Source organism: Myxococcus sp. SDU36 (assembly GCF_030168875.1).
Taxonomy (GTDB): Bacteria; Myxococcota; Myxococcia; order Myxococcales; family Myxococcaceae; genus Myxococcus; species Myxococcus vastator.
This window is the reverse complement of record NZ_CP077414.1, coordinates 475,381-497,550: the sequence shown is the minus strand read 5'-3', so window position 1 is coordinate 497,550 and position 22,170 is coordinate 475,381. Positions and strand designations below refer to the sequence as shown.

The 22,170-nt window shown below is 70.9% G+C and carries 20 protein-coding genes; 17 read left to right on the top strand and 3 right to left on the bottom strand.

All coding sequences use genetic code 11. The features are described 5' to 3' along the window. Positions 1–80: 80 nt before the first annotated feature. Positions 81–599, top strand: a complete 519-nt coding sequence (locus KGD87_RS02060) for an acyl-CoA thioesterase (protein WP_163784836.1) — start codon at positions 81–83, stop codon at positions 597–599. 78 nt (positions 600–677) lie between these two features. Here KGD87_RS02060 and KGD87_RS02055 read toward each other — a convergent pair whose 3' ends face one another. Next, the gene (locus tag KGD87_RS02055; protein ID WP_163784835.1) at positions 678–1,067 is read right to left on the bottom strand and encodes a HesB/IscA family protein; all 390 of its coding nucleotides are present in this window, start codon (positions 1,065–1,067) and stop codon (positions 678–680) included. An 81-nt stretch (positions 1,068–1,148) separates the two neighbouring features. Between KGD87_RS02055 and moeB the strand changes: the two genes are divergently transcribed. Then, a complete protein-coding gene (gene moeB, locus KGD87_RS02050) occupies positions 1,149–2,315 on the top strand; it encodes a molybdopterin-synthase adenylyltransferase MoeB (protein ID WP_284665896.1) in 1,167 nt (388 codons plus the stop codon). A gap of 14 nt (positions 2,316–2,329) precedes the next feature. Continuing rightward, positions 2,330–2,662 (top strand): rhodanese-like domain-containing protein, encoded by a 333-nt coding sequence (locus KGD87_RS02045; protein ID WP_284665895.1) that lies wholly within the window; start codon positions 2,330–2,332, stop codon positions 2,660–2,662. 15 nt (positions 2,663–2,677) lie between these two features. On the opposite strand, the gene KGD87_RS02040 is transcribed toward KGD87_RS02045, so the two are convergent. After that, positions 2,678–4,975 carry a serine/threonine protein kinase gene (locus KGD87_RS02040; protein WP_284665894.1) on the bottom strand — a complete coding sequence of 766 codons (2,298 nt, stop codon included), beginning with the start codon at positions 4,973–4,975 and terminating at the stop codon, positions 2,678–2,680. A gap of 254 nt (positions 4,976–5,229) precedes the next feature. On the opposite strand from KGD87_RS02040, the gene KGD87_RS02035 reads away from it, so the two are divergent. From KGD87_RS02035 to KGD87_RS01970, 14 genes are all read left to right on the top strand, one after another. Continuing rightward, positions 5,230–5,691 carry a hypothetical protein gene (locus tag KGD87_RS02035; RefSeq protein ID WP_284665893.1) on the top strand — a complete coding sequence of 154 codons (462 nt, stop codon included), beginning with the start codon at positions 5,230–5,232 and terminating at the stop codon, positions 5,689–5,691. Positions 5,692–5,867: 176 nt separating this feature from the next. Beyond that, positions 5,868–7,229, top strand: coding sequence for a putative porin (locus KGD87_RS02030; RefSeq protein ID WP_350101223.1), 1,362 nt, complete (start codon positions 5,868–5,870; stop codon positions 7,227–7,229). 17 nt (positions 7,230–7,246) lie between these two features. Then, on the top strand, positions 7,247–7,960 hold the full coding sequence (locus KGD87_RS02025) for a VTC domain-containing protein (protein ID WP_284665891.1): 714 nt from the start codon (positions 7,247–7,249) through the stop codon (positions 7,958–7,960). Between the two features lie 6 nt (positions 7,961–7,966). Further along, entirely contained in the window at positions 7,967–9,667 is a 1,701-nt protein-coding gene (gene tmk, locus KGD87_RS02020; protein WP_284665890.1) for a dTMP kinase, read from the top strand. A gap of 9 nt (positions 9,668–9,676) precedes the next feature. After that, on the top strand, positions 9,677–10,387 hold the full coding sequence (locus KGD87_RS02015; RefSeq protein WP_284665889.1) for a DUF4956 domain-containing protein: 711 nt from the start codon (positions 9,677–9,679) through the stop codon (positions 10,385–10,387). Beyond that, positions 10,384–11,169 carry a hypothetical protein gene (locus KGD87_RS02010; RefSeq protein ID WP_284665888.1) on the top strand — a complete coding sequence of 262 codons (786 nt, stop codon included), beginning with the start codon at positions 10,384–10,386 and terminating at the stop codon, positions 11,167–11,169. Before KGD87_RS02015 ends, KGD87_RS02010 begins: the two co-directional genes overlap by 4 nt. A gap of 129 nt (positions 11,170–11,298) precedes the next feature. Beyond that, entirely contained in the window at positions 11,299–12,939 is a 1,641-nt protein-coding gene (locus KGD87_RS02005; RefSeq protein WP_284665887.1) for a metallophosphoesterase, read from the top strand. 130 nt (positions 12,940–13,069) lie between these two features. Continuing rightward, the gene (locus KGD87_RS02000) at positions 13,070–14,488 is read left to right on the top strand and encodes an RsmB/NOP family class I SAM-dependent RNA methyltransferase (protein WP_284665886.1); all 1,419 of its coding nucleotides are present in this window, start codon (positions 13,070–13,072) and stop codon (positions 14,486–14,488) included. Between the two features lie 29 nt (positions 14,489–14,517). Further along, a complete protein-coding gene (locus KGD87_RS01995; protein ID WP_284665885.1) occupies positions 14,518–16,296 on the top strand; it encodes a M61 family metallopeptidase in 1,779 nt (592 codons plus the stop codon). Between the two features lie 11 nt (positions 16,297–16,307). Next, complete coding sequence (locus tag KGD87_RS01990; protein WP_284665884.1) at positions 16,308–17,774, top strand: B-box zinc finger protein; 1,467 nt, start codon at positions 16,308–16,310, stop codon at positions 17,772–17,774. 116 nt (positions 17,775–17,890) lie between these two features. Continuing rightward, on the top strand, positions 17,891–18,202 hold the full coding sequence (locus KGD87_RS01985) for a carboxypeptidase regulatory-like domain-containing protein (protein ID WP_240358217.1): 312 nt from the start codon (positions 17,891–17,893) through the stop codon (positions 18,200–18,202). A 275-nt stretch (positions 18,203–18,477) separates the two neighbouring features. After that, a complete protein-coding gene (gene rnhB, locus KGD87_RS01980; protein ID WP_284665883.1) occupies positions 18,478–19,359 on the top strand; it encodes a ribonuclease HII in 882 nt (293 codons plus the stop codon). Continuing rightward, positions 19,356–19,991: a hypothetical protein gene (locus tag KGD87_RS01975; RefSeq protein ID WP_284665882.1), complete on the top strand. Its 636-nt coding sequence runs from the start codon at positions 19,356–19,358 to the stop codon at positions 19,989–19,991. Before rnhB ends, KGD87_RS01975 begins: the two co-directional genes overlap by 4 nt. 4 nt (positions 19,992–19,995) lie before the next feature. After that, entirely contained in the window at positions 19,996–20,625 is a 630-nt protein-coding gene (locus tag KGD87_RS01970; protein WP_284665881.1) for a histidine phosphatase family protein, read from the top strand. 30 nt (positions 20,626–20,655) lie between these two features. Here the strand turns inward: KGD87_RS01970 and KGD87_RS01965 are convergent, their stop codons facing one another. Beyond that, the gene (locus KGD87_RS01965; RefSeq protein WP_284665880.1) at positions 20,656–22,008 is read right to left on the bottom strand and encodes an aminotransferase class I/II-fold pyridoxal phosphate-dependent enzyme; all 1,353 of its coding nucleotides are present in this window, start codon (positions 22,006–22,008) and stop codon (positions 20,656–20,658) included. Positions 22,009–22,170: the final 162 nt, after the last annotated feature.

The window sequence follows — 22,170 nt, the reverse complement described above, 5'->3', positions numbered from 1 at the left end:
TCGCGTCAGCGCTTGGGATATCCACCGGATGAACCGGCGCGGCCCCGCCGCAGGCTCCGTCCGACAACCCAAGGTGCGAGATGACCGACCCGAGCGCGAAGAATCCGAAGGACACGGAGGTGGTGATGACGCAGCTCATCCTGCCTCCGGACGCCAACAACCTGGATGCCGCCTTCGGCGGCAAGGTGATGCAGTGGATTGACGTCTGCGGGGCCGTGGCCGCGCAGCGCCACTGCCGGCAGGTCGTGGTGACGGCCTCCATGGATGATTTGCACTTCCACGCCCCCATCAAGGTGGGGTGGATCGCCCTGCTGCACGGCCGGGTGCTGGCCGCCTTCCGCACCTCCATGGAGGTGGGCGTCACGGTGCACGCGGAGAACCCGCTCACCGGCGAGCGGCACCTCACCACCAGCGCGCTGCTGACCTTCGTGGCCCTCGACAAGGCCGGCAAGCGCGTGCCGGTGCCGCCCCTGCTGATGGAGACGGACGCGGACCGCGCCGCCTTCCAGGAGGCGCAGGCGCGCCGGACGCTGCGGCTGGCCCGCCAGAAGGAGAACCAGTCCTGGCTGAAGGTGATGACGCCCATCGCGGGCGCCTGACGCACGAAGGCCGGGCGAGGCATCCGCCCCGGCCCGGCCTTCCCGCCCGCGTCATGGGCGCTGCCGCGGCGGCTCGGCTCAGGTCGTGAACGACGTGCCGCAGCCGCAGGAGGACTTCGCGTTCGGGTTGTTGAACTTGAAGCCCGAACCGGTGATGGCGGAGACGTAGTCAATCTCCGTGCCCGCCAGGTACTGGCTGCTCATCGGGTCGGAGGCAATCTGCACGCCGTCCTGCTCCCAGACGGCGTCACCGGCCTTGGACTCCTTGACCAGGTTCAAGTCATAGCCCAGGCCGCTGCAACCGGCGGGCACCACGCGGATGGAGAAGAAGTAGCCCTCGAAGCCTTGGGCCTTGATGACGCTCTTCACCTGCTGGATGGCGGCGTCCGTCAGGCGCACGGCCACCGGAGTGGCCTGGGAAGCCGGCGAGGCGGCGGGGGCGGCGGAAGTCGTGGGGGTGCTGTCCATGTCCATGTCTCCTCTGGAGGACTTATAACGCCCGGGCCCGGAAAAGCCATGGGCCCAGCCCCTGGGTTATATGCATCCGACATGGCTCGGACCTTCCAGACGCTGCTGGCCGGAGTGAAACAAGAGATTCGCGAGGTCTCCGTGGAGGACGTGAAGCGGCTGCTGGATGCCCGAGCCTCCGTGCGGCTGCTGGACGTCCGGGAGGCGGACGAATACGCCGGTGGCCGGCTGCCCGGCGCCCTCCACATTCCAAGGGGTTACCTGGAGTTACGCGTCGAAAGCCAGGTCCAGCGTGACGAGGAGCTGGTCGTCTACTGCGCCGGAGGCACCCGCTCCGCCCTGGCCGCCAAGACGCTGAAGGAGCTGGGGTACGAGCGGGTGGCCTCCCTGGCCGGCGGCTACAACCGGTGGAGTGACGCCGCCCTCCCGGTGGAGAAGCCCTTTGTCCTCACCGCCGAGCAGAAGGAGCGCTACCGCCGCCACCTGAGCCTCCCCGAGGTGGGTGAGGCGGGCCAGGCGAAGCTGCTCCAGGCCCGCGTCCTGCTGCTGGGAGCCGGCGGACTGGGCTCGCCGGCGGCGCTGTACCTCGCCGCCGCGGGGGTGGGCACGCTGGGCATCGTCGACTCGGACGTGGTCGACCTGAGCAACCTCCAGCGGCAGGTCATCCACACCCGCGAGCGTCAGGGTCAGCCCAAGGTGGCCAGCGCCCGGGCCGCGATTGAAGCCCTCAACCCGGACGTGGAGGTGGTGGGCTTCGAGGAGCGGCTCACCTCGCACAACGTGCTGAAGATTCTGGAGGGCTTCGACCTGGTGCTCGACGGCGGGGACAACTTCCCCACGCGGTACCTGCTCAATGACGCGTGCGTCATGCTCGGCAAGCCCAACGTCCACGGCTCCATCTTCCGCTTCGAGGGTCAGGTGACGTCCTTCGTCCCCGGCCAGGGCCCCTGCTACCGGTGCCTCTACCCCGCCCCGCCCCCGCCCGAATTGGCGCCCTCGTGCGCGGAGGCCGGCGTCCTGGGCGTGCTGCCCGGACTCATCGGCCTGCTCCAGGCCACCGAGGCGCTCAAGCTCATCCTCGGCCAGGGTGAACCCCTGGTGGGGCGGCTGCTCACCTTCGACGCGCTGGGCACCCGCTTCCAGGAGCTCAAGCTGCGCCGGGACACGCAATGCCCCGTGTGCGCACCGGGCGCGACGGTGGAGCTCATCGACTACGAGCGCTTCTGCGCCGCCCCCACGCCCGCCTGAGGTGCCCACACGCCATGCCCATTCCCGAGATTGCCCCCGCCCGCCTCGCCGAGCTGCTCGCCGGCCCCGCGGAGTCCCGCCCCGCCCTGCTCGACGTGCGCTTTGCCTCGGAGAATGCCTGGGTGGCCCTGCCGGACTCGCTGCTGATTCCCCTGCCGGAATTGGAGGAGCGCGCGGAGGAACTGGAGCCCCTGCGCGGCCGGCCCGTGGTCGTCTACTGCCACCATGGCGTGCGCAGCCTGGACGGCGCGGCCTACCTGATGTCGCTGGGCATCGACGCGGTGTCGCTGCGAGGCGGCATTGACTTGTACTCCCGACAGGTGGACCCCAGCCTGCCCCGCTACTGACGGGGCGGCACGCCGCTAGCCCACGAAGGCGGACAAGTCTTCGGTCTGCTTGTTGATGAGGCCGGGCTTGATGTCGACCTCGAACATGAAGGGCTCCTTCAGCGGCCCGCCCTGCAACTCCAGCTTGTGGCGGCCCTCCATGAGGTCGAGCTTCATGCCCTTGTTGCCCAGGTAGGGCCCCAGGTCCTGGCCATTGCGCTTCACGGAGATGCCGCGCAGGCCGTCCGGCTTCAGCGTCAGCTGGAGCTGGCCCCGGCGGAACTCGTAGGTGAAGGACTTGGCCTGACCGGGCTCACCGAAGGCGAGCGTGTCGACCTCCTCCTTGTAGATGCCCTGCTGCTCGTTCACCAGGATGAGCGTGTCCTGGAGATGGGCGCCCGCCGCATTGACGAGGGGCGTCTCCCCCAGCTCCGTCACCGGCTGCTGGCTGCCGCAGCGCTCGGTGTGGCGCACCGAGACCTTCACCTTCTCGTTGGTGTTGACCGACAGCGTCACCGACTGCCCGTCGGAGGCGCGGCTGTTGAGCACCGAGAGGATGGGTTTGTGGAACACCAACCCCACGGCCACCAGCCCCACGATGAACCCGACCGTGGCGATGTTGCGCTTGGCCACCCCCGCGCGAGCGCTCCGCGCGGACTTCTCCAGCGCCCGGTCCACCTCGGCCTCCTCGGCGCGCGAACGCGCCAGGGCCACGCTCGACGTCCTCGAACGCGGGGGGGCCGACGGCATCTCCGCGCGGCTCGACGTGCGGCGGCGCGGCGGGGCCTCGGAGGGGTGGATACCGGACTGCATCCCCGTCCTGCGACGAGGCGGCGGCGCGGGCTCCGGCGGCGGAAGCATGGTCCGCTCGTCGTCCAGCTCCTCGTCCTCCATCCGCGTGCGCTCATCGACCGCCGCCATGCTCGCCCGCGAGCGGGACGGAGGCGGCGGCCCTGGATCATCCACGATGGGCGCGGCGCGCGTGGCGGAGCGACGAGGAGGGGGCGGCTCGCCCACGCCGGTCCGGCTCAGGTCCGAACGGGAGCTCGTCCGCGCAATCTGCGTGGAGTTGGGGTTGGACGGACGGCGCAGCTCCGCGGACGTCCTGCTCCGGCGCGGCGGCGGGGCGTCCTCGACTCCAGACGGCGCCTCCCACTCCCCCTGCTCGTCGGGCTCCACCGCGGGCGCCGCGGCCGAGGTGCGCCGGGGCCCCATGGACGTCCGGGAAGGCGCTCCACGCTGACGCTCGCGAACCGAGGCCTCGCCCGGAGGCGCCTCCCAGTTCATGTCCGCGGCGGCGGAGGTGCGGCTGCGGCCACGCTCCTGCGGCGGCGGCGTGGGCGGCATGGGCGTGCCGGAGTTCGCGGAGTCCTCGCCCACGGGCACCACCTGGCCCTGGGCCTTCTCCTCCGCCAGACGGTCGGCGAAGAGCGTCTCCATCAGCTCGGAGATCTGCACCGAGCCGGCCACCCAGCGCTGCCCGACGAGAATCTCCTCCAGCGCCATCTGGAACTGACGCGCTTCCCGGTAACGGTCGTCCGCGTTCTTCGCGATGGCCCGCATCACCACCGGGTCCATCTCCTCCGGAACGTCCGCCACCTGTGAAGGCGCGGCGATGGCGCACTCCATGGCGGCCTGCAGCGTGGCCAGCTCCGAGTCGCGCTTCAACGGACGCACGCCCGTGAGCAGCTCGTAGAGCACCAGGCCGATGGCGAAGATGTCCGCGCGGCCGTCCAGCGGCTTGCCGGCGGCCTGCTCCGGCGCCATGTACGCGAACTTGCCCTTGATGGCGCCCGACTTCGTGAGCGACGCCTGATCCGCCGCCTTGGCGATGCCGAAGTCCACCAGCTTCACCGAGCCGTCGAAGCTGATCAGGATGTTCTGCGGCGAGATGTCGCGGTGCACCACGCGCAGGGGCCGGCCCGCGTCGTCCGTGCGGCTGTGGGCGTAGTGCAGGCCCTCGCAAGCGGCGGCGACGATGCGGATGGCCAGCGGCCGGGCCACCCACTGGCCCGTGCTGGCGGCCTTGCGCATCACCCGGCCCAGGTCCTCGCCGTGGATGAACTCCATGGCGATGTAATAGGTGCCGTTGGCCTCGCCGAACTCGTAGACCTGGGCGATGTTCGGATGATTGAAGCGCGCGGCGATCAGCGCCTCGTTCCGGAACATCTCCACGAACTCACGGTCCTCCGCGAGGTGCGGGAGGATGCGCTTCACCACGAGGTTCTTGTGGAACCCCTCGATGCCCGTCTGGCGCGCCAGCCAGACCTCGGCCATGCCGCCCGTGGCGAGCTTCTTAAGAAGCTGATATTTCCCGAATGATTGAGGGTTCATCCCGGGACATTGCCGGCGGGGAGCAGGCTCAGGTGGAATGCAGCAGGGCAGCGCATCTTAGAGGACAGCCACTTCGGAGGCAAAGGCACCCCGGATTCAAATCCGGATGGGTACTGCTCGCCAGCCTCCTCATTGCAACTACCACGGTTGCGGCTCCCGCGAACGATCAGATTCGCGTCGAACGCCGTGGGGATGTCCTGGAACTCCGCTGGTCCGACGCGGAGGAGCGGCTCCAGGGGACCGTCCACCCCGCCATGCCAACGGAGGGGGAACCCATCTCCGTGTCGCTGCATGTAGGCAGCTTCGAGGGCCCCGAATTCGATGGCCCCCTCACCGTCACCTTCCACCCCACCGGGTCGCCTTCCCAGCAGACGAAGACGCTGACGCGGGACGGGGTCAACTGGCACACCCAGTTCACCCCGGATGAGCCCGGGCCGTGGGACTTGGAGGTGCGATACCGCGGCACCCACCTCAAGGTGATCACCGCGCGCTTCTCCGTGGCCCGCTCGCCCCTCCCCCGCGGCATGGGCTGGGGACTGATTCTGGTGGGCGCTGGCACGGCGCTGGCCCTGGGCCTGCGCAACGTCCTGCGGCGCGTGAAGTCGTCCGGCGCCAACCCTGGGGCAACGCAGACTCCGCCTCCACCGGCGGCGCCCTCCACGCCGGAAGCGGGCAGCCCCCCCACCCCGCCGGCCGATCCTCCGTCCAGCCAGTAACTCCTTCCAGCCGACGGGCGTTCGTACAGGGTCGCCTGCCGCGACATTGGGAACTTTCGTTCCCCGTCACGGCAACGTGACGGCCTGGTCACGGGTTTTCTACACCGTCAGGCCCGCTTTTCGTCCGGAACCGGACCCCACCCCGCCCTCCGCGTCCGCTCATCGAACGGGCACCCGTGTTGCAGTGGACGCGCTCCGGTGGCGGTCGGGGAGGCGTGGACATGGGCGGGTGGCGGGTGAATGAGCGGACGAGGCGGAACCTGCTCGTCGCAATCTTGATGGGCATGCCGGCGTGGGCTGTCGCCAAGACACCTGGCCCGCGGACGGAAGCAGTTGCCGCGCCCGTGAAGGATGATCCGCTGTCGGGTGGCGGGGTGGACGGTGTGGAGCCTCCGGAGCTGTTGCTGCCGGAGGAGGACGGCGCCCCGCAGGCGCAGCTCGAGGGCGCCATGGCCCAGGCCCTGCCGCCGCCATCGAGGACGTCTCCCGGCGCGCAGCCCCCCTCCGTGACGCCCCTCCCGGGAGCGGATGACGGGGCGAAGGCCGAGCAGGACGCGAACCAGCGCAAGCCGAAGCAGCGGCCCGGTCAGCCGCAGGACGACTCGCTGGGCGAGAATCCGGACGCGATTGACGACAAGCCCAGGGGCGAGTCGCAGGCCCTCCGCGTCATCGGACGCGTGTCCGCACGGGCCCGCGCCGACGAGCGCCACCAGTACCAGCGCAACCTCTCCATCGCGGACGCACGCGTGGGCGTGCGCACGTCGCTGGCCAACCTGGAAGCCGAAGTGACGGCGGACCTGGCGGACTCGCAGATGCTCAAGGACGCCTTCGTGCGTCTGGCGGATGACCGCAAGCGCTTCCGCCTCTACGGCGGTCAGTTCAAGACGCCCTTTCTTCAGCGCTCGCTGGAGTCGTCGTGGGACCTGCCCATCCAGGCCCGCGGACTGGTGGAGGAGTACATCACGGAGACCCATCAGATGGGCGGCCGCCGCATGGGGCTGATGGGCGAGGTCCGGCTGAAGCAGGTCTGGGGGCTCAAAGTCTCCGCGGGCTTCTTCCAGGGGGCCATCGACGAGGCGGGCGGGCGGTTGAAGGAGGACGCCGCCGCGCGCGTGAGCCTGCGGCCCTTCAACTTCAAGCCGCTCACCGTGGGCGTCAGCACCTACGTCTCCGAAGCCATGGACCTGGCGCGCAAGCACGCGGTGGCCGCGGACGCGGAGCTGAAGCTGGCGGGCTTCGTCTTCACCGGCGAGGCCATCTCCGGGCGGCTGCCCCTGGGGCCCTTCACGGCGCAGATGCTGCTGGCCCAGTACCTCATCCACGTGGGCGACGAATGGGCCATCCAGCCCGTCGCGGGCGTGGAGGCCCTGCAGCTTCGCGGCGACACGGTGCGGGGGGACGGACATTCGCTGGTGGGCGGCTTCAACGTGCTGCTCGGCACTCGCTTCCGGGCGCAGTTCCAGACGGAGCGCGCGCTGCGCCCCGGCGATGAATTCCCAGGGTTGCAGCACTCCATCGAACTCGGCGCACGCTTCTGAGCACGGAGACCCAAACGATGCTGTCGTTCGCGGAAGGTGAAGTCACCAGGCTCCGGCGGGAATTCAAGCTGGTGCTGGAGGAGAAGACGGCCGCGGCCCTGGGCACGCGCCTGTCGCTGGAGCTGGAGGGGCACCTGCCGCCTCCCACGCGCATCGTGTCCGTGTACTTCGACCGGCCCGGTGGCCCGCTGGCGGCGCGAGCCCTGCTCACGCCAGACGACTGCCTCAAGGTCCGGACGAAGGAGTACGCACCGGACCTGGGCGCGGACGGCGAGGCGCGCGTGGTGCTGGAGGTGAAACGGGAGCGCCGCGGCCTCACGCAGAAGCGCCGCGTCTGGGTGCCGCGCTCGGACCTGGGCCGCGTCCTGCGCGGCGGGGCCAGCCTGCTGCCGCTCATCGCCGGAGGCAGCCTCGGCCCGGTGCTGGCGGTGACGTACACGCGCCACGTGTACCAGTCGTCGCAGGCGTGGCGGGTGACGGTGGACCGGGACATTCGCTACCACCGGATTGCGCCGGAGCAGGCGCTGTCCCAGCTTGCGTTGTCGGTGGAGCGGCTGGCGCCCGCGCAGTGGGTGGAGCCGCGAGTGGTGGTGGAGGTGAAGCACCTCGGGCAGGAGCTGCCCGAGTGGCTGGCGTCGCTCAATCCGGGCGGAGCGCCGGCCTACAGCAAGTTCGCAGAGGGAATGGCGAAGGTCCACGCTTTCGCCTCGGATGGCGTCGCAGGGGGATAGGGCACAGTGTTCATCGACTTCGAGGGAATTGACGGAAGCGGCAAGACGACGCTCTCCAACCTGCTGGCCGCGAAGCTGAAGCGGCTGGGCTACCGGGTGTCGCACGCGCGGGAGGGCGGCGAGCTGCAGGCGCCCGCGGCGCGGCGCATCCGGGAGCTGACGCGAGACTCCCGGCTGCTGGAGATGTCTCCACGCACGGAGTTCTTCCTCAACCTGGCGCGGGACGCCCAGCAACTGGATGAAGTGGTGGCGCCCGCGCTGTCCCGAGGCGAGGTGTGCATCACCGACCGCTACCTGTACTCACAGCTGGCGCTCAGCGGCGGAGGCCGCGGGCTGACCATGGACGAGCTGCGGCCCGCGTGCGAGCTGGCCTCGCAAGGGCTGTGGCCGGACCTGGTCATCCTGGTGGACGTGGATCCGGACCTCGCCCGGCTGCGCAAGCGCCTGGGCAAGCTCCAGAGCAAGCGCGCCAGTGACGGGGACAGCCGGAAGGGGCTGGTGGGCGCGGGCCTGGCGGTGCGCGTGCGCGAGTCCTTCCTGGAGATGGCGCGCAAGGACCCGCAGCGGTGGCTCATCCTGGAGAACAACGACGTCCCCCTGCGCGTGCTGGAGCAGCGGCTGGTGGACGCCGTCGTCGCCCGGCTGGAGGGGCGCGAGCAGCAGGTGCAGCGCATCGTCCCGGCGTCGGCCCGGCCGCGACATGCCAGCCCCACCACGCTCCAGAACCTGGAGGAGCGCTTCTTCCAGACGCTGGACACCGTGGAGCAGCGCGAACCGGCGCTCGCGGTGTGGATGCTGAGCGGAATCCCGGGCCTGGCCGCGCACCAGCAGCGCCTGGCATTCGCGGAGCGCTTCCCGGGCCTCATCGCGCGCGGCATGGCGGGCCTGGATGACGTGTCGGCCATGGACCTGCGCGAGTTGCTGTCGAACCTGGCGCCCGCGGAGGTGGCCTTCAGCCTCACGGGCCGCACGGACTCGCGCGCGGCCATGCTGCGTCAGCGGCTGTACGCGCAGGCCCCGACGGAGGTGCTGGCCAGCCTCAAGCAGGACGGCTCGGCCCCGGCGTGGGCCCTGCGAGAGCGCGCGATGCGGGACGGGCGGCTGGCGGACGTGCTCGCGGGGCTCGCGGGCCAGGACTGCGAGGAGTCCTGGGTGGTGCGCGAGGCGGGCATGCAGCGCAAGCTGTTCGCGGAGGTGGCGCGCAGCCTCACCCGCGTCCCAGGGGCGCGGGCGGATGCGCTGCGCGAAGTCCTGCTGCCGCATGACAGGCTGGCGGTGCTGCGCAGCACCCAGGGCCTGAACACGCCGGTGGCCCGGGGCCTGCGGGAGGCCCTGGCGGGCAAGGCGCTGAAGCTGGTGCTCCGCTCGCTGACGGGCCTGGACACCGAGGAAGCCTGGGCGCTGCGCGAGCGCGGCGCGCCGCAGACGAAGGAGGCGTTGGATTCGGTGGACGGCATGGATGCCTCGCGGGCCTGGAAGCTGCGTGTGGACCATCTGGGCCGGTGGCCCACCACCGCGCTGTCCTCCTTGAAGGGACTGCCCATGGGGCCTCACGCGCAGGCGCTCGTCGAACGCGTGCTGGCGGAGCATCCAGACCGGCTGCCGGTGCTTCGCAACGCCTACGCCGTGGCCGCCACCGCACGGACGCTCTCACAGCAGCCCGCGCGCACGCCCCGCGTGGACACCTCTTCCCGGGTGGAGGCCTAGGTCACCGACATGGACGCACCATTCTCAGCCCTGTTCGAAGGCGCGAAAGCGGAGTTCAGCGCGCTGTCCGTCACCGCGATTCTGCCGCGGATGCTGGCCGCGGCGCTCATTGGCACCCTGCTGTCGCTGCGGCCCTGGCGCCTGCTCATGAAGCGGGCGCTGCCCAAGGCGGACATGGTTCAGGCGCAGGTGCTGCTGTGCGCCGCGGCGGCGGTCATCACCGCCGTCATCGGCGACAGCCTGGCGAAGGCCTTCGGGCTGGTGGGCCTGGGCGGCTTCGTGCGGTTCCGCTCGGGGCTGAAGGACCCGCGTGACGCGGCCATCCTCTTCCTGATGATTGGCCTGGGCATGGCGTGCGGCCACGGCAGCCTGGGATTGGCCTCCGTCGGGATGCTGTTCGTGATGGCCCTGCTCTTCGTGCTGGATTGCTTCAACCGCGAGGAGGCGCCCCCCGCCACGGCGAAGCAGCGGCTGGTGCTGTCGGCGCAGTCGGATGACCTGGTGGGCGCGGAGGCCACGCTGCGCCGGGTCCTGGGTGAGCGGAACGTCATGGTGAAGAGCTGCGCGCTCGACTTCGACGGGCGGCGGCTGGAGCTGGAAGTCGAGGAGCCGGAGCCGGGCTCCCTCGCCGCGGCGCTGGGCCGCACGGAGGGGGCGGCCCTGCGGGGCTTGCGGTGGACGGCGGTGAATCCGAGGAGCACACGGGAGGAGCGGGTATGAGGCGCAGCTGGGTGGCCGTGTTCGCGGCGGGGTGGTTGGTGGCGTGTGGCGGCAACAGCCTGCCCGCGGGAGATTCGCAGGGCCCGACGCCCGGCGGAGGACTGCCGGGAGAGCCGGTGGTGCCGGGGGGACCGGATGGACAGGGCAACGGAGAGGAGCCCACCGGGTCGCAGTCGCTGTGGCCGCTGACCGCGGGCAGCACCTGGACCTATGACATCCAGGACCCCGTCGAGGGCAACTTCCAGAAGCAGGTGACGGTGGTGGGCCCTGGCGAGGTCCCCGGCCAGGCGGGCATCAACGCCGTCCAGGTGCACAGCCGCCAGGACCGCGTGCTCAACGGAACCCTCTATGAGGAGTACTCGTGGCAGGTGGAGCTCACCAATGGGCTCGTCGTGCGCCTGCGCGAGGACGACTACCGAGACGGCCAGCAGGTCCGCTCCACCACCTGGTCTCCGGCCACGGTGAAGTCCGTGGCGCGCGTCCCGGACGCCCTGCCCTGGACGTACAAGAGCGACGTGCTCGAATACATCACCCTGGGCGACGGCTCGAAGGACCAGAAGGACCCGACGTACATCTGGAAGGTGCTCGAATCCGGCGTGACGGTGACGACGCGCGCCGGAACCTTCACCAACTCCGTCAAGCTTCAGCGCGACAAGGTCAACAACAGCGGCGAGGTGAAGCAGGACAAGACGCGCCTCTACTGGCTCGTCCCGGGCATCGGAAAGGTGCGTGAGGAAGGCGAACGCACCGAGGACCTGGCGTCCTACGACATCAAGCCTTGACGCCTGACCGGGGAGGAGGCGGAGACACGGGGCCCTGCCCCACCGCCTCCTACTCCGGGTGGGGGCAGGATGAAGGTCAGCGGTTGAACGGTTGCGCCTCTGCCCCGAGCTTGTTCGGGAGGAGGCCCCATGCACCGGAAGACCCCCTTTCACCTTGCTCCCTGGGTGGCCGCGCTGACGCTGGCGACGAGCACCGCGGGTGCGGGGACGCTGTATCGGGACCCATATCTGCAGAAGGTGGGGCCAGACACGGCGACGATTGCCTTCCGGCTCGCCGCCAACTGCCAGGCGGAGGTGCGCTACGGCGAGGGAGCAGCCAACCAGGCCGCCGCCTCCCAGGACGCTGGGAAGGCGCATGCGGTGGTGCTGACCGGGCTGAAGCCGGGCACCGAGTACACGTACGAGGTGTCGGCCTGTGGCCTGCGCACGCCGCTCAATCGCTTCCGCACCGCGCCGGTGCCGGGGACCCGCAGCGTGCACTTCGTGACGGTGGGCGACTTCGGCACGGGCGGCTCGAACCAGAGGAAGGTCGCCGCGGCCCTCGTCAAACGGGAGGCGGAGCTGTTCGTCGCGCTGGGAGACAACGCCTACGCCGATGGCACCGAGGCGGAGATCCAGAACAACCTCTTCGTGCCCATGGAGGCCCTGCTGGCCCGGGTGCCGTTCTTCGCCGCCATCGGCAACCATGAGTACGTGACGAACCAGGGGCAGCCCTACCTGGACAACCTCTACCTGCCCTCCAACAACCCCGAGGGCACGGAGCGCTATTACTCGTTCGACTGGGGCCACGTGCACTTCGTGGCGCTCGACTCCAACTGCGCCGTGGGGCTGGCGTCGGCGGACCGTTGCACGCGGGATGCGCAGAAGGCGTGGCTGGAGCGAGACCTCGCGGGGTCGACGCAGCCGTGGAAGATTGTCTTCTTCCACCACCCGCCCTGGTCCAGCGGCGAGCACGGCTCGCAGCTCTCCATGCGCCGTCACTTCGGTCCCATCATGGAGAAGCACGGCGTGGACCTGGTGCTCACCGGGCACGACCACAACTACGAGCGCAGCAAGCCCATGAAGGGTGACGCCGTCGCCGGGTCCGGCGAAAAGGGCATCCCCTACCTCGTGGTGGGCGGCGGCGGCGCGACGCTGCGAAAGCTCCCCGGCAGCAAGCCCGACTGGAGCGTCATCCGCGACAACCAGGCCTATGGCTTCCTCGACGTGACGGTGGTCGACGGCACGCTCACCGCGCAGCTGCTCGGAGTGGACGGGGACGCCGTGGACCGCTTCACGCTGCAGAAGGAGCTGCCGCCCCAGGAGCAGCTTCCGGAGGGGGAGCTGACGCTCGTCGTGGAGGGTGAGCGGGGCGTGGTGCCCCACCGCGCCTTCTTCCGGGCCACGCCGTCCTTCGAGGCCGCAACGGTGACCTGGGATTTCGGTGACGGCGGCGCGGCCGAGGGAGCGGTCGCCGAGTACGTCTTCGCCATTCCCGGGCAGTACACGGTGACGGCCACCGCCACCCGGGGCTCGGTGATGCAGACGGCCACCGCCCTGGTCCAGGTGGCGGCGACAGAGACACCCGGTGAGGCGCCCCAGGCGCCGGACTCCGGCACGACGGACCCGGGCTCACCGGCTCCCCGCCCGGGGCTTCCGGACTCGCCCGACACCCCGGATGACGGCCTGAGCAGCTCGAGCGGAGGCTGCGCCGCGGGGCCCACCGCCACCCTCCTCCCGGCGGCCCTGGCCCTGCTGGCCGCGGGGCTGCTTCACCGGCGCCGCAAGTAGGGCCTCCCCCGTCCTGGTCGCCCGCTCCCCTCCTCCTGACGTCACTTGGAGGTGGGCGGGCGTCCGCCAGGGCGGATTTGCTTTCCGCGCTTGTCAACGCGGCCCGAGGAATGCAAAGCCGCAATCCGTCATGGCCACCCAACGCAAGTCCCGCCCGCACTCGCGGTCGGCCCCGAAGAAGTCCGGCGCCCCGTCCAGGAAGAAACTCGCCCCCTCCGAGCGGCCCGAACGGCCCCTGCGAGAAGACCTGGTCCTCCAGGCCTGCCTGGAGGCGTACGCCTCGGTCCGGCACGAGGGCCGCATGGCCGACCGCGCGCTGGACTTCACCCTGCGCCGCAAGGCCAACCTCTACTCCAACGAGCGCCGCGCCGTGGCCGAGCGCGTCTACGGCCTGCTGCGCCGCCAGCGGACGGTGGACTTCCTGCTGTCCCGCGCCCACCCGCGCTTCGACAGCCTGGAGACGTCGCGTCAGGACGTGCTCCGCCTGGCCGCCTCGCGCGTCCTCTACGGCGAGCCCCAGGGCCTGGTGGCTCGCCAGTCCGCGCTGGCGCCCCCGGATGCCCAGGCCCTGAGTGCCCTCCCCGAAGCCGCCGCCGCCCTGGAGGCCCTGCCCGCCCGCGAGCGCTTCCCCATCGCCGCGTCGCTGCCGGACTTCCTCGCCGACCGCTTCCTCCAGACGTTCGGCAGGGATGCCGCGCGCGCCGCGGAGGCGATGAACGAGCGCGCCCCGCTGGTCGCCCGCGCCAACCTCCTCAAGGGGGACCGCGACGCGCTGGCGCAGCGGCTGAAGGCGGAGACGGTGGACGTCAAGCCCACGCCGCTGTCGCCCATGGGCCTGGTGCTGGAGACGCGCATCAACGCCTTCTCGCTGGAGAGCTTCCGCGACGGGCTGCTGGAGCTGCAGGACGAAGGCAGCCAGCTGCTCGGCATGCTGGTGGACGCGCCGCCCACGCGCGTGGTGGATGCGTGCGCGGGCGCCGGCGGCAAGACGCTGCAGCTCGCCGCGCAGATGAAGAACCGGGGTGACTTGCACGCGCTGGACATCGATGAGCGCCGCATGGAGGACCTGAAGAAGCGCGCGCGCCGCGCGGGGGTGCACAACGTGCGCGCCCAGCTCATCCCCCACGAGGGCCCGGAGGCCGAAGGCGCGCTGGAACCCCTCAAGGGCAAGGCGGACCGGGTGCTGGTGGACGCGCCCTGCAGCGGAACTGGCACCTTGCGCCGCAAGCCGGACGCGCGCTACCGCCTCACGCCCGAGGATTTGGAGATGCACGTGGGCCGGCAGAAGGCCCTGCTGGCGCGCTTCGCCACGCTGGTGAAGCCCGGCGGCCGGCTCATCTACGGCACGTGCAGCGTGCTGCGGGAGGAGAACGAGAACGTGGTGGAGGACTTCCTCGCCAAGCACCCGGATTTCACGGTGAAGCCGGTGGCGGAGCTGCTGGGCGCGGAGCTGGCCGAGAAGGTCGGCCCCGGCCCCTTCCTCCGGCTGGCGCCCCACACCCACGGGACTGACGGATTCTTCGGCGCCGTCCTCGTCCGCGCGAAGTAACCTGCGGCCGGGGGAGAGAGACCCTGCTCATGCACCCTGCTGTCCGCTACCGCGTCTCCATGCCCCGGCCGCACGCGCACCTGCTGGAGGTGGAGGCCTCCTTTCCAGGAGGCGCCAGCGAGCTGGAGGCCGTGCTGCCGGTGTGGACGCCCGGCAGCTACATGGTGCGGGAGTTCGCGCGGCAGGTGCAGGACGTGACGGCCCACGCGCCGGACGGCACGCTCCTGCCGGTGCGGCGCGCGGACAAGCGCACCTGGCGGGTGGATGCGAAGGGCGTGGCCGTCACGCTGCGCTACCGCCTCTACGCCAACGAGCTGACGGTGCGCACCAACCACCTGGACGGCTCACACGCCTACTTCAACGGCGCCGCCACGTTCCTCTACACGGAGGCCACGCGCGGGTTGGAGCACCACGTCACGGTGGACGCGCCCACAGGCTGGCGGACCTTCTGCGCGCTGGGCCAGCGCGCCGACACGTTCGTCGCCCAGGACTACGACGAGCTGGTGGACAGCCCCTTCGAGGTCGGTCCCCACACGCCGCTCACCTTCAGCGTGGCGGGCGTGCCACACGAAGTCGTGGTGTGGGGCGACACGGTGCGGGACCCGGAGCGGCTGTGCGCGGACCTGAAGCGCATCTGCGAGTACCAGGCCCGCGTGTTCGGCGGCCTGCCCATGCCGCGCTACCTCATCCTGCTGTACCTGACGGACCGGGGCCGAGGCGGCCTGGAGCACAAGGCCAGCACCGCGCTGCTGTTCCCTCGCGTCGGCCTCTCCACCAACCGCGGCTGGGAGGACCTGCTCACCCTGGTGGCGCACGAGTACTTCCACCTGTGGTTCATCAAGCGGGTGAAGCCGCGCGCGCTGGTGCCCTTCGACTACGCGAAGGAGAACTACACGTCCCTGCTGTGGGCCTTCGAGGGCGCCACGGCGTACTACGACAACCTCTTCGTGCGGCGCGCCGGGCTGATGTCCGCGCAGCGCTACCTCACGCGCCTGGGTGAGACACTCACCGCGCTGCATGCCACGCCGGGGCGCCGCGTGCAGACGCTGACGGAGGCGTCGCTGGTGAGCTGGGTGAAGCACTACCGCCCGGACGAGAACTCGCCCAACAGCGCCATCTCCTACTACCTCAAGGGCGAGGTCGTCTCCGCGCTGCTCGACCTGGAGCTGCGCCGCGCCACGCATGACGCCCGGAGCCTGGATGACGTCGCGCGCCTCTTGTGGCAGCGCCACGGTGACGGCTCCGGCGTCCCCGAGGACGGCGTCGAGGCCGCGGCCAGTGAGGTGGCCGGCGTGGACCTGACGCCCTTCTTCGACCGGGCGCTGCGCACCACGCAGCCGCTGGACTACTCCGTCTTCTCCCACGTGGGCCTGGAGCTGAACTTCCGTCCGCGCGAGGCCGCCAGCGACAAGGGAGGCACGCCGCCGCCGCGAGGCCGGACAGGGGAAGGCAAGCCCAAGGGCTGGCTGGGCGTCACCACGCGGGGCAGTGGCACCATCGCCGTGGTGATGGAGGGCTCGCCCGCACAGGACGCGGGGCTCTACGTGGAGGACGACCTGGTCGCGCTGGATGGCTGGAAGGTGGACGGCGCCAGCCTGCTGCCGCGCTGCGAGGAGCGGCGGCCCGGCGAGACGGTGCGGCTCACGGTGTTCCGCCGCGACCGGCTGGTGGACATCCCGGTGGTGCTGGGAACGAAGCCCGCGGAGGCGGCGTGGCTGTCCCGCGTGGAGCGCCCCACCGACGCCCAGAAGGCCGCCTATCAGGCGTGGCTCGGAGCCCCCTGGGAAGAGTCCCCGGGGCAGTCGTAGGCTTGGGGGCCATGAGCCCCTCATCGCCCCACATCATTCCACCGGATGCGCCCCTGCCCCGCTGCCAGCGGCATCGGACCGCCGTGGCCGGATGGCGCTGCGAGCGGTGCGACGAAGCGCTCTGCCCCGACTGCGTGGTGGGCCGGCGGGCACAGACGGTGGAGCTGGTGGCATGCGAGCGCTGCGGCGACGTGGCGCAGACCCTGCTCACCTCCCGCAGGCGGGTGTCCGTGGCGCGGCGGCTCAAGGGCGCGTGGCGCTACGTCTTCACCCCGTCCGGCGTGCAGGTCATGGTGGCGGTCAGCGTCTTCCTGGCGGCGCTCCGGTGGCTGGTGGAGCTGGCCATCTCCTTCTCGGCCATCATCCCGCTGACGCTCTACGGAGGCGTCTTCTGGGGCACCTTCTTCACGCTGGCGCGGGACTCGGCCCGCGGCGAGACGGCGCTGCGCTCGCCCGACTACCGCGACTACTTCCATGACGCGGTCCTCCCCGGCCTCCGCGGCGTGGTGACCTTCGCCGTCGTCTGGATGCCCGCGTTCCTCTACGTCACGGTGCTGCGCCCGCTCGTCCAAGAGGGGCGCTCGGCGCTCGGCGCGTGGCTTCGGGGCGTGGACACCCCCGGACTGCTGACGGTGGATCCGGTGCTGATGGGCCTGCTGCTGCTCGGCGCCCTCTGGCTGCCCGCGGCGCTCCTCATCACCGCCGCGCGCCAGCCACTGCTGACCCTGTTCGACGTGCCCGGAACCCTTCGCATCGTCCGCCGGCTGGGACGGGACTACACGCTGGTCGCGGGAACGCTGATGGGCCTGGGCGTCCTCCACCTCATGACGCACGGGGTGGCGCTGCTGCTGCGCGTGCTGGACCTCTTCATCATCTCACGCGTGCTGGCCGAAGCCGTCACACTGGTCATCCCCTTCACCGCCGCGCACGTGGTGGGGCTGCTGCTGTACACGCGGGGCGATGCGCTGGGGTATGGCCTGGAGCAAGACTACCTGGGCCCCGTGCTGGGCGACGCGCAACCGAGCCGCATGGCGCCGCCCCTGCGGGAAGCCGGGCCCCTCCCCTTCTCCGGAGCGGCGGCCACCGCCACCGAGACGGGAACCTCCAGCGACGACACCCTGGAGGCACTGGCGGCCGCGGTGAACGCCCGCGATGTTCCACGCGTGATGTCGCTGTACGCCACCGTGCGGCAGCAACCGCGGCTGCGTGTGTCCCCAGAGCACCACCTGTTCGTCGGACAGGCCGCGGCCGTGGAAGGAAATTTCCCACTGGCGGTAGCGGCGTTGGAATCCGCGGCGGACACGGCGCCCGATGCGCCCACCGCGCCCCGTGCGTTGGTACTTCTGGCGCGTGTGTTGGGCGAGCGGATGCACGACGCGCCACGCGCGGAAGAAGTCTACCGCTACGTGCTCCACCGTTACCCAGACACGGCAGCGGCACGCTTCGCGAGTGAACGCGTGGCTCCGACTTCCGACTGATGCAGACGTTGCCGCGCCCGCACGCCAGCATCACCCTTCACGGCATGGTTCGCGCACGCTCGTTTTCATGGCTCATTGGGTTCGGTCTCCTCACGGCATGTGACCAGGCGCCTCGCATGGAGCGCGCGGTGGACGACTGCCAGGCGGAGTTGGTGTCGCTCAAGGTGGAGGTGCTGTCCGCGGAGGGCGCGCGCGTGCGCGGGGCGACAGTCACCGGCACCAATGTGAGCTCCAACGTGAGCATCACCGGCGTGACGGACGACCAGGGCGTCAGCACCGCCATCAACGAATCGCTCGCGCCCAGCGCGGTGCGCGTGGTGGCCACCGCGGGCGCCAAGGTGTCCGGGGCCCAGCAGGTGGAGTGGGTGTGTGACGCCTGCAACTGCCAGCCAGAGCCGGCCACCCTTCAACTCCAGCTCAATCCGTAGGACCCGCCCCGCGCGACGCTGAAACAACCTCGGCTTCACGGATTCATCTGAATGGGCGCGAGGGTGGTTGTGCTCCACCCACCCCATGGAGTACGGCTGGTGACATGCGTGACGCTCGTCAGCCTTCCCCGCGTCTGGCCCACCCTGCTTCCAGGGGGGCCCTCCAGTCGGCTTCCTCCGTGCACGGGGCCGCGGGGCTGTGTTGCCGCCGTGAGCGCGTTCCCTGCGCATGGGGTCATGTCAGCACACGTTCCAGGTAGGTCCGGGCGCTCATCATGTCCGCAGACACCGTGGAACAGGTGCTTCAGTGCGCGCTGTCCGAGCTGACCACGCGCTTCGTCACCCAGGCCAACCCCGTCCCCGCCGGCTTGCTGGAGGCGTTGGACGCGGACCCGCGCGCGGGGGCGCAGGCGCTCGCCCGGCGCATCCGTTCGCGCCAGGAGAAGAACCGCGCGGAAGGCCAGCGCCTGCGCAAGCTGCTCCGCTTCGAGACGGAGCTGTGGGAGCAGGGCCACACGCACATCGCCGGCGTGGACGAGGCGGGCATGGCGCCGCTCGCGGGGCCCGTGGTCGCCGCCGCGGCGGTGCTGCCCAAGGGCTTCCGGCTCAAGGGGCTGGATGACTCGAAGAAGATTCTCGACGCGGAGAAGCGCGAGTCGCTGGCCGAGGCCATCAAGCGCGACGCGGTGGCGTGGGCCGTGGGCCGCGCGGAGGTGGAGGAGATCGACCGCATCAACATCTACCACGCGGGCCTGCTGGCCATGCGCCGCGCGGTGGAGGGGCTGTCGGTGAAGCCGGACCACCTGCTGGTGGATGCGCGCACGGTGCCCGAGTGCTCGGTGCCGCAGAGGGGCATCATCAAGGGGGACGCCCTGTCGCTGAGCATCGCCGCGGCCTCCATCCTGGCGAAGACGACGCGCGACCGCTGGATGGCGGAGCTGGATGCCCAGTACCCGGGCTACGGGCTCGCCGCGCACAAGGGCTACCCCACGCCGCAGCACCTGCAGGTGCTGCGTGAAAAGGGCGTGCTGCCCATCCACCGGCGCAGCTTCGCGCCGGTACGCGAGGCCCTGGGCCTGCCGACTGGCTCGCCGCCTTCCGCCCTCCAGGCGGAGCTGTTCCCCGTGGCGCCCTCCCGGACGGTGGTGAAGTCATGAGCGCCGACCGGGGCATCGACGAGTGGATGGCCGCGCGAGGCCTCACCCTGCCCGAGGCCCGTTCCCGCACCCGCGCGGTGCTGGAGGAAGTGGGCCTCACCCGGCCCGGCCGCCAGCGCATGAGCGAGCCCAAGCTCCTCAAGGCGGCGGAGCTGCTGACGGAGCGCTTCTTCCCGGTGTGCGCGGAGGGCGCGTGCCTCAAGGTGGCGCAGGCCAGCGGGCGCGAGCCGATTCGCGTCGAGCCGCGGCTGCACTGTGAGCGCTGCGGAGGCTCGGCCAACCGCCGCGCGGAGGTGGCCTTCGTGGAGACCTGCCAGCGCTACGGCGTGCGCCGCGTGGTGGTGGTGGGCGGCTCGCCGGCCGTGCGCGAGGAGCTGGAGGAGAAGCTGGGCCACCGGATTGACTTGCGGATGGTGGACGGCACGGAGCGCCGCACGGCGGACCGCGCCCGCAGCGACCTGGACTGGGCGGACCTGGTGCTGGTGTGGGGCGCCACGGAGCTGCACCACAAGGTCAGCGGCCACTACACGCACGGTGGGCCGGCCTACAGCCACAAGGTGGTGCACGTGGTGAGGCGAGGCGTCGCCGCGCTGTTGGAGGAAGGCATCACCCACCTGGAGCGGACGCGCTGAGTCCATGACGACCGAGTTCATCCTGCTCCGCCATGGAGAGACGGAGTGGAACTCCCTGGGGCGCCTCCAGGGACATCAGGACAGCACCCTGAGCCAGGTGGGCCTGCGTCAGGCGGACGCCCTGGCCGCGCGCCTGGCGCCCGTCCGCTTCTCGGCGCTCTATTGCAGCGACCTGGGGCGGGCCCAGGAGACGGCGCGGCGCATCGCCACGCGCACGGGCCACACCGTGCAGGCCGACACGCGCCTGCGCGAGCGGGGCCTGGGCATCCTGGAAGGCCTCACCCGGGACGAGGCACGCCTGCAGTACCCGGACGTCTTCGCCGCGTACGCCGGGGGTGCGCCGGACTACGTCGTCCCTGGCGGGGAGAGCACGTCCCAGCGGCTGCGCCACGCGGTGGAGTGCCTGGAGGAGCTGGGCGCGCGCCACCGGGGTGAGCGGCTGGTCGTGGTGACGCACGGAGGCGTGCTCAGCCTCCTGTTCCGCCACAGCCTGGGGATTCCGCACGCGGCGCCGCGCACCTTCTCCGTGCTCAACGCCGGGTGGAATCAGTTCGACTACCACGAAGGCGCGTGGCGGCTGGTGACGTGGGGCGACGTCACCCACCTGCGCGCCACCAGCCTCGACGACACCTGAGCGCCCACGCCTCGCGGGCGCTCGAGGTGGCTACAGCTCCACCTGGGGGCGCTCGTCGCGGCGGGACGCGCGCGTCGCGGCCGGACGGACCTCCAGTTCGGCGCGGGCCTCGTCGATGGCGTCGCACACCCCGTCGGCGGCCCGCTGGACCTGCTCCAGCGTGTGGGACGCCATCACCTGCATGCGGAAGCGCGTCTCGCGCAAGCGAACGGCCGGGTACTCCACCAGGTTGGCGAAGATGTCGCGCTCGAACACCTTCTTCGAGGCCAGCCGCGCCACCTTCGCGTCGCCCACCTGCACGGGGACGACGTTGGAGGGCTCGCCCAGGCACGTCACGCCCCGCGCCTGGAAGGCCCCGCGCAGCGCCAGGATGTTCTCCCGCGCCTTCGCGCGCAGCGCGTCGCCCTCTTCCGAGCGGACGATGCGCAGCGACTCCAGCACCACCGCCGCCTGCATGGGCAGCAGCGCGTTGGAGAAGATGTGGGGCCCGCCCATGATGCGGATGAACTGGCGCACCGCCGGAGAGCGCGTGGCCACGAAGCCGCCGTTGCTCGCGAGCGTCTTGGAGAAGGCGCCCACCACCAGGTCCACCTTCCCCAGCAGGCCCTGCACGCCCAGGCTGCCCGTGCCCCGGGGCCCCATCGCGCCCAAATCATGGGCCACGTCCACCAGCAGCGCGGCGCCGTACTCACGGCAGACGGACTGGAGCTCCTCCAGCCGCGGCACGTCCGAGTCCATGGAGAACAGGCCCTCGGTGACGACGAGCACCGCGTTGCGCGTGTCGCGGGCGCGAATCTCCTGCAGCTTGCGCCGCATGGCGCGGTTGTTGAGGTGCGGCACGCGGCTCACGTTCGTCGTCGCGGCGGCGGCGCCCTGCTGGAGGCACGCGTGCGACAGCGCGTCGAGCACCACGTGGTCATCCGGACGCACCAGCCCGGCGATGACGCCGAAGCCCGCGCCCCAGCCGGTGGAGAACAACGCGACGTGCGGCGTCTGCAGGTGCTCCGCGAGCGCCTTCTCCAGCATCAGCGACGGCGTCGTGTTGCCCCCCAGCATCGCCGAGCCCCCGCTGTGCAACCCGTAGTCCTGGATGGCCCGCTGAGCGGCCTCCACCACCGCCGGGTGCGTGGACAAGGACAGGTAGTCCTGCGAACCGAAGTTCAGCCCCTGGCGCGCCGCCCCCGTCTCGCTGCGGACACCACACTCCGCCGTCGGTGCCGCCTCCAGGCTCCGCGAGTACGGCCACAGCCCCGCCTGACGCCGCGACTCCTGCCACTCGAAGAAGGGCTCCGTCCGACCCAGCAGGTCAGGTCCCGTCGGCTGCGAGTAGTGGGAGATGAAGTGGGTGAAGAGCGGCGAGTCGAGTTGAGCTCGGAAATCCATGAAGCACGTCCAGGGGGGAAGGTCGCGCTGTCAACGAGAGGCGCGGCGCTCGGGGAGGGGGGCGAGCTGCGCATTTAATGCCTCTGCATCTTTCCAGTGTCAACCGGCCTATCTTGACGGCTCCGCTGTATTCGTTTGTTCCGATTCAACCGGATGTGCTGC

What these genes read in the sequence shown, in the direction of transcription:
- KGD87_RS02055 (WP_163784835.1), bottom strand. Translation starts at nt 1,067, where the DNA reads ATGGACAGCACCCCCACGACTTCCGCCGCCCCCGCCGCCTCGCCGGCT.
- KGD87_RS02045 (WP_284665895.1), top strand. Translation starts at nt 2,330, where the DNA reads ATGCCCATTCCCGAGATTGCCCCCGCCCGCCTCGCCGAGCTGCTCGCC.
- KGD87_RS02010 (WP_284665888.1), top strand. Translation starts at nt 10,384, where the DNA reads ATGAGGCGCAGCTGGGTGGCCGTGTTCGCGGCGGGGTGGTTGGTGGCG.
- KGD87_RS02015 (WP_284665889.1), top strand. Translation starts at nt 9,677, where the DNA reads ATGGACGCACCATTCTCAGCCCTGTTCGAAGGCGCGAAAGCGGAGTTC.
- KGD87_RS02005 (WP_284665887.1), top strand. Translation starts at nt 11,299, where the DNA reads ATGCACCGGAAGACCCCCTTTCACCTTGCTCCCTGGGTGGCCGCGCTG.
- KGD87_RS02040 (WP_284665894.1), bottom strand. Translation starts at nt 4,975, where the DNA reads ATGAACCCTCAATCATTCGGGAAATATCAGCTTCTTAAGAAGCTCGCC.
- KGD87_RS01975 (WP_284665882.1), top strand. Translation starts at nt 19,356, where the DNA reads ATGAGCGCCGACCGGGGCATCGACGAGTGGATGGCCGCGCGAGGCCTC.
- KGD87_RS02000 (WP_284665886.1), top strand. Translation starts at nt 13,070, where the DNA reads ATGGCCACCCAACGCAAGTCCCGCCCGCACTCGCGGTCGGCCCCGAAG.
- moeB (WP_284665896.1), top strand. Translation starts at nt 1,149, where the DNA reads ATGGCTCGGACCTTCCAGACGCTGCTGGCCGGAGTGAAACAAGAGATT.
- KGD87_RS01970 (WP_284665881.1), top strand. Translation starts at nt 19,996, where the DNA reads ATGACGACCGAGTTCATCCTGCTCCGCCATGGAGAGACGGAGTGGAAC.
- rnhB (WP_284665883.1), top strand. Translation starts at nt 18,478, where the DNA reads ATGTCCGCAGACACCGTGGAACAGGTGCTTCAGTGCGCGCTGTCCGAG.
- KGD87_RS01965 (WP_284665880.1), bottom strand. Translation starts at nt 22,008, where the DNA reads ATGGATTTCCGAGCTCAACTCGACTCGCCGCTCTTCACCCACTTCATC.
- KGD87_RS02025 (WP_284665891.1), top strand. Translation starts at nt 7,247, where the DNA reads ATGCTGTCGTTCGCGGAAGGTGAAGTCACCAGGCTCCGGCGGGAATTC.
- KGD87_RS01995 (WP_284665885.1), top strand. Translation starts at nt 14,518, where the DNA reads ATGCACCCTGCTGTCCGCTACCGCGTCTCCATGCCCCGGCCGCACGCG.
- KGD87_RS01985 (WP_240358217.1), top strand. Translation starts at nt 17,891, where the DNA reads ATGGAGCGCGCGGTGGACGACTGCCAGGCGGAGTTGGTGTCGCTCAAG.
- KGD87_RS02035 (WP_284665893.1), top strand. Translation starts at nt 5,230, where the DNA reads ATGCCAACGGAGGGGGAACCCATCTCCGTGTCGCTGCATGTAGGCAGC.
- KGD87_RS02060 (WP_163784836.1), top strand. Translation starts at nt 81, where the DNA reads ATGACCGACCCGAGCGCGAAGAATCCGAAGGACACGGAGGTGGTGATG.
- KGD87_RS01990 (WP_284665884.1), top strand. Translation starts at nt 16,308, where the DNA reads ATGAGCCCCTCATCGCCCCACATCATTCCACCGGATGCGCCCCTGCCC.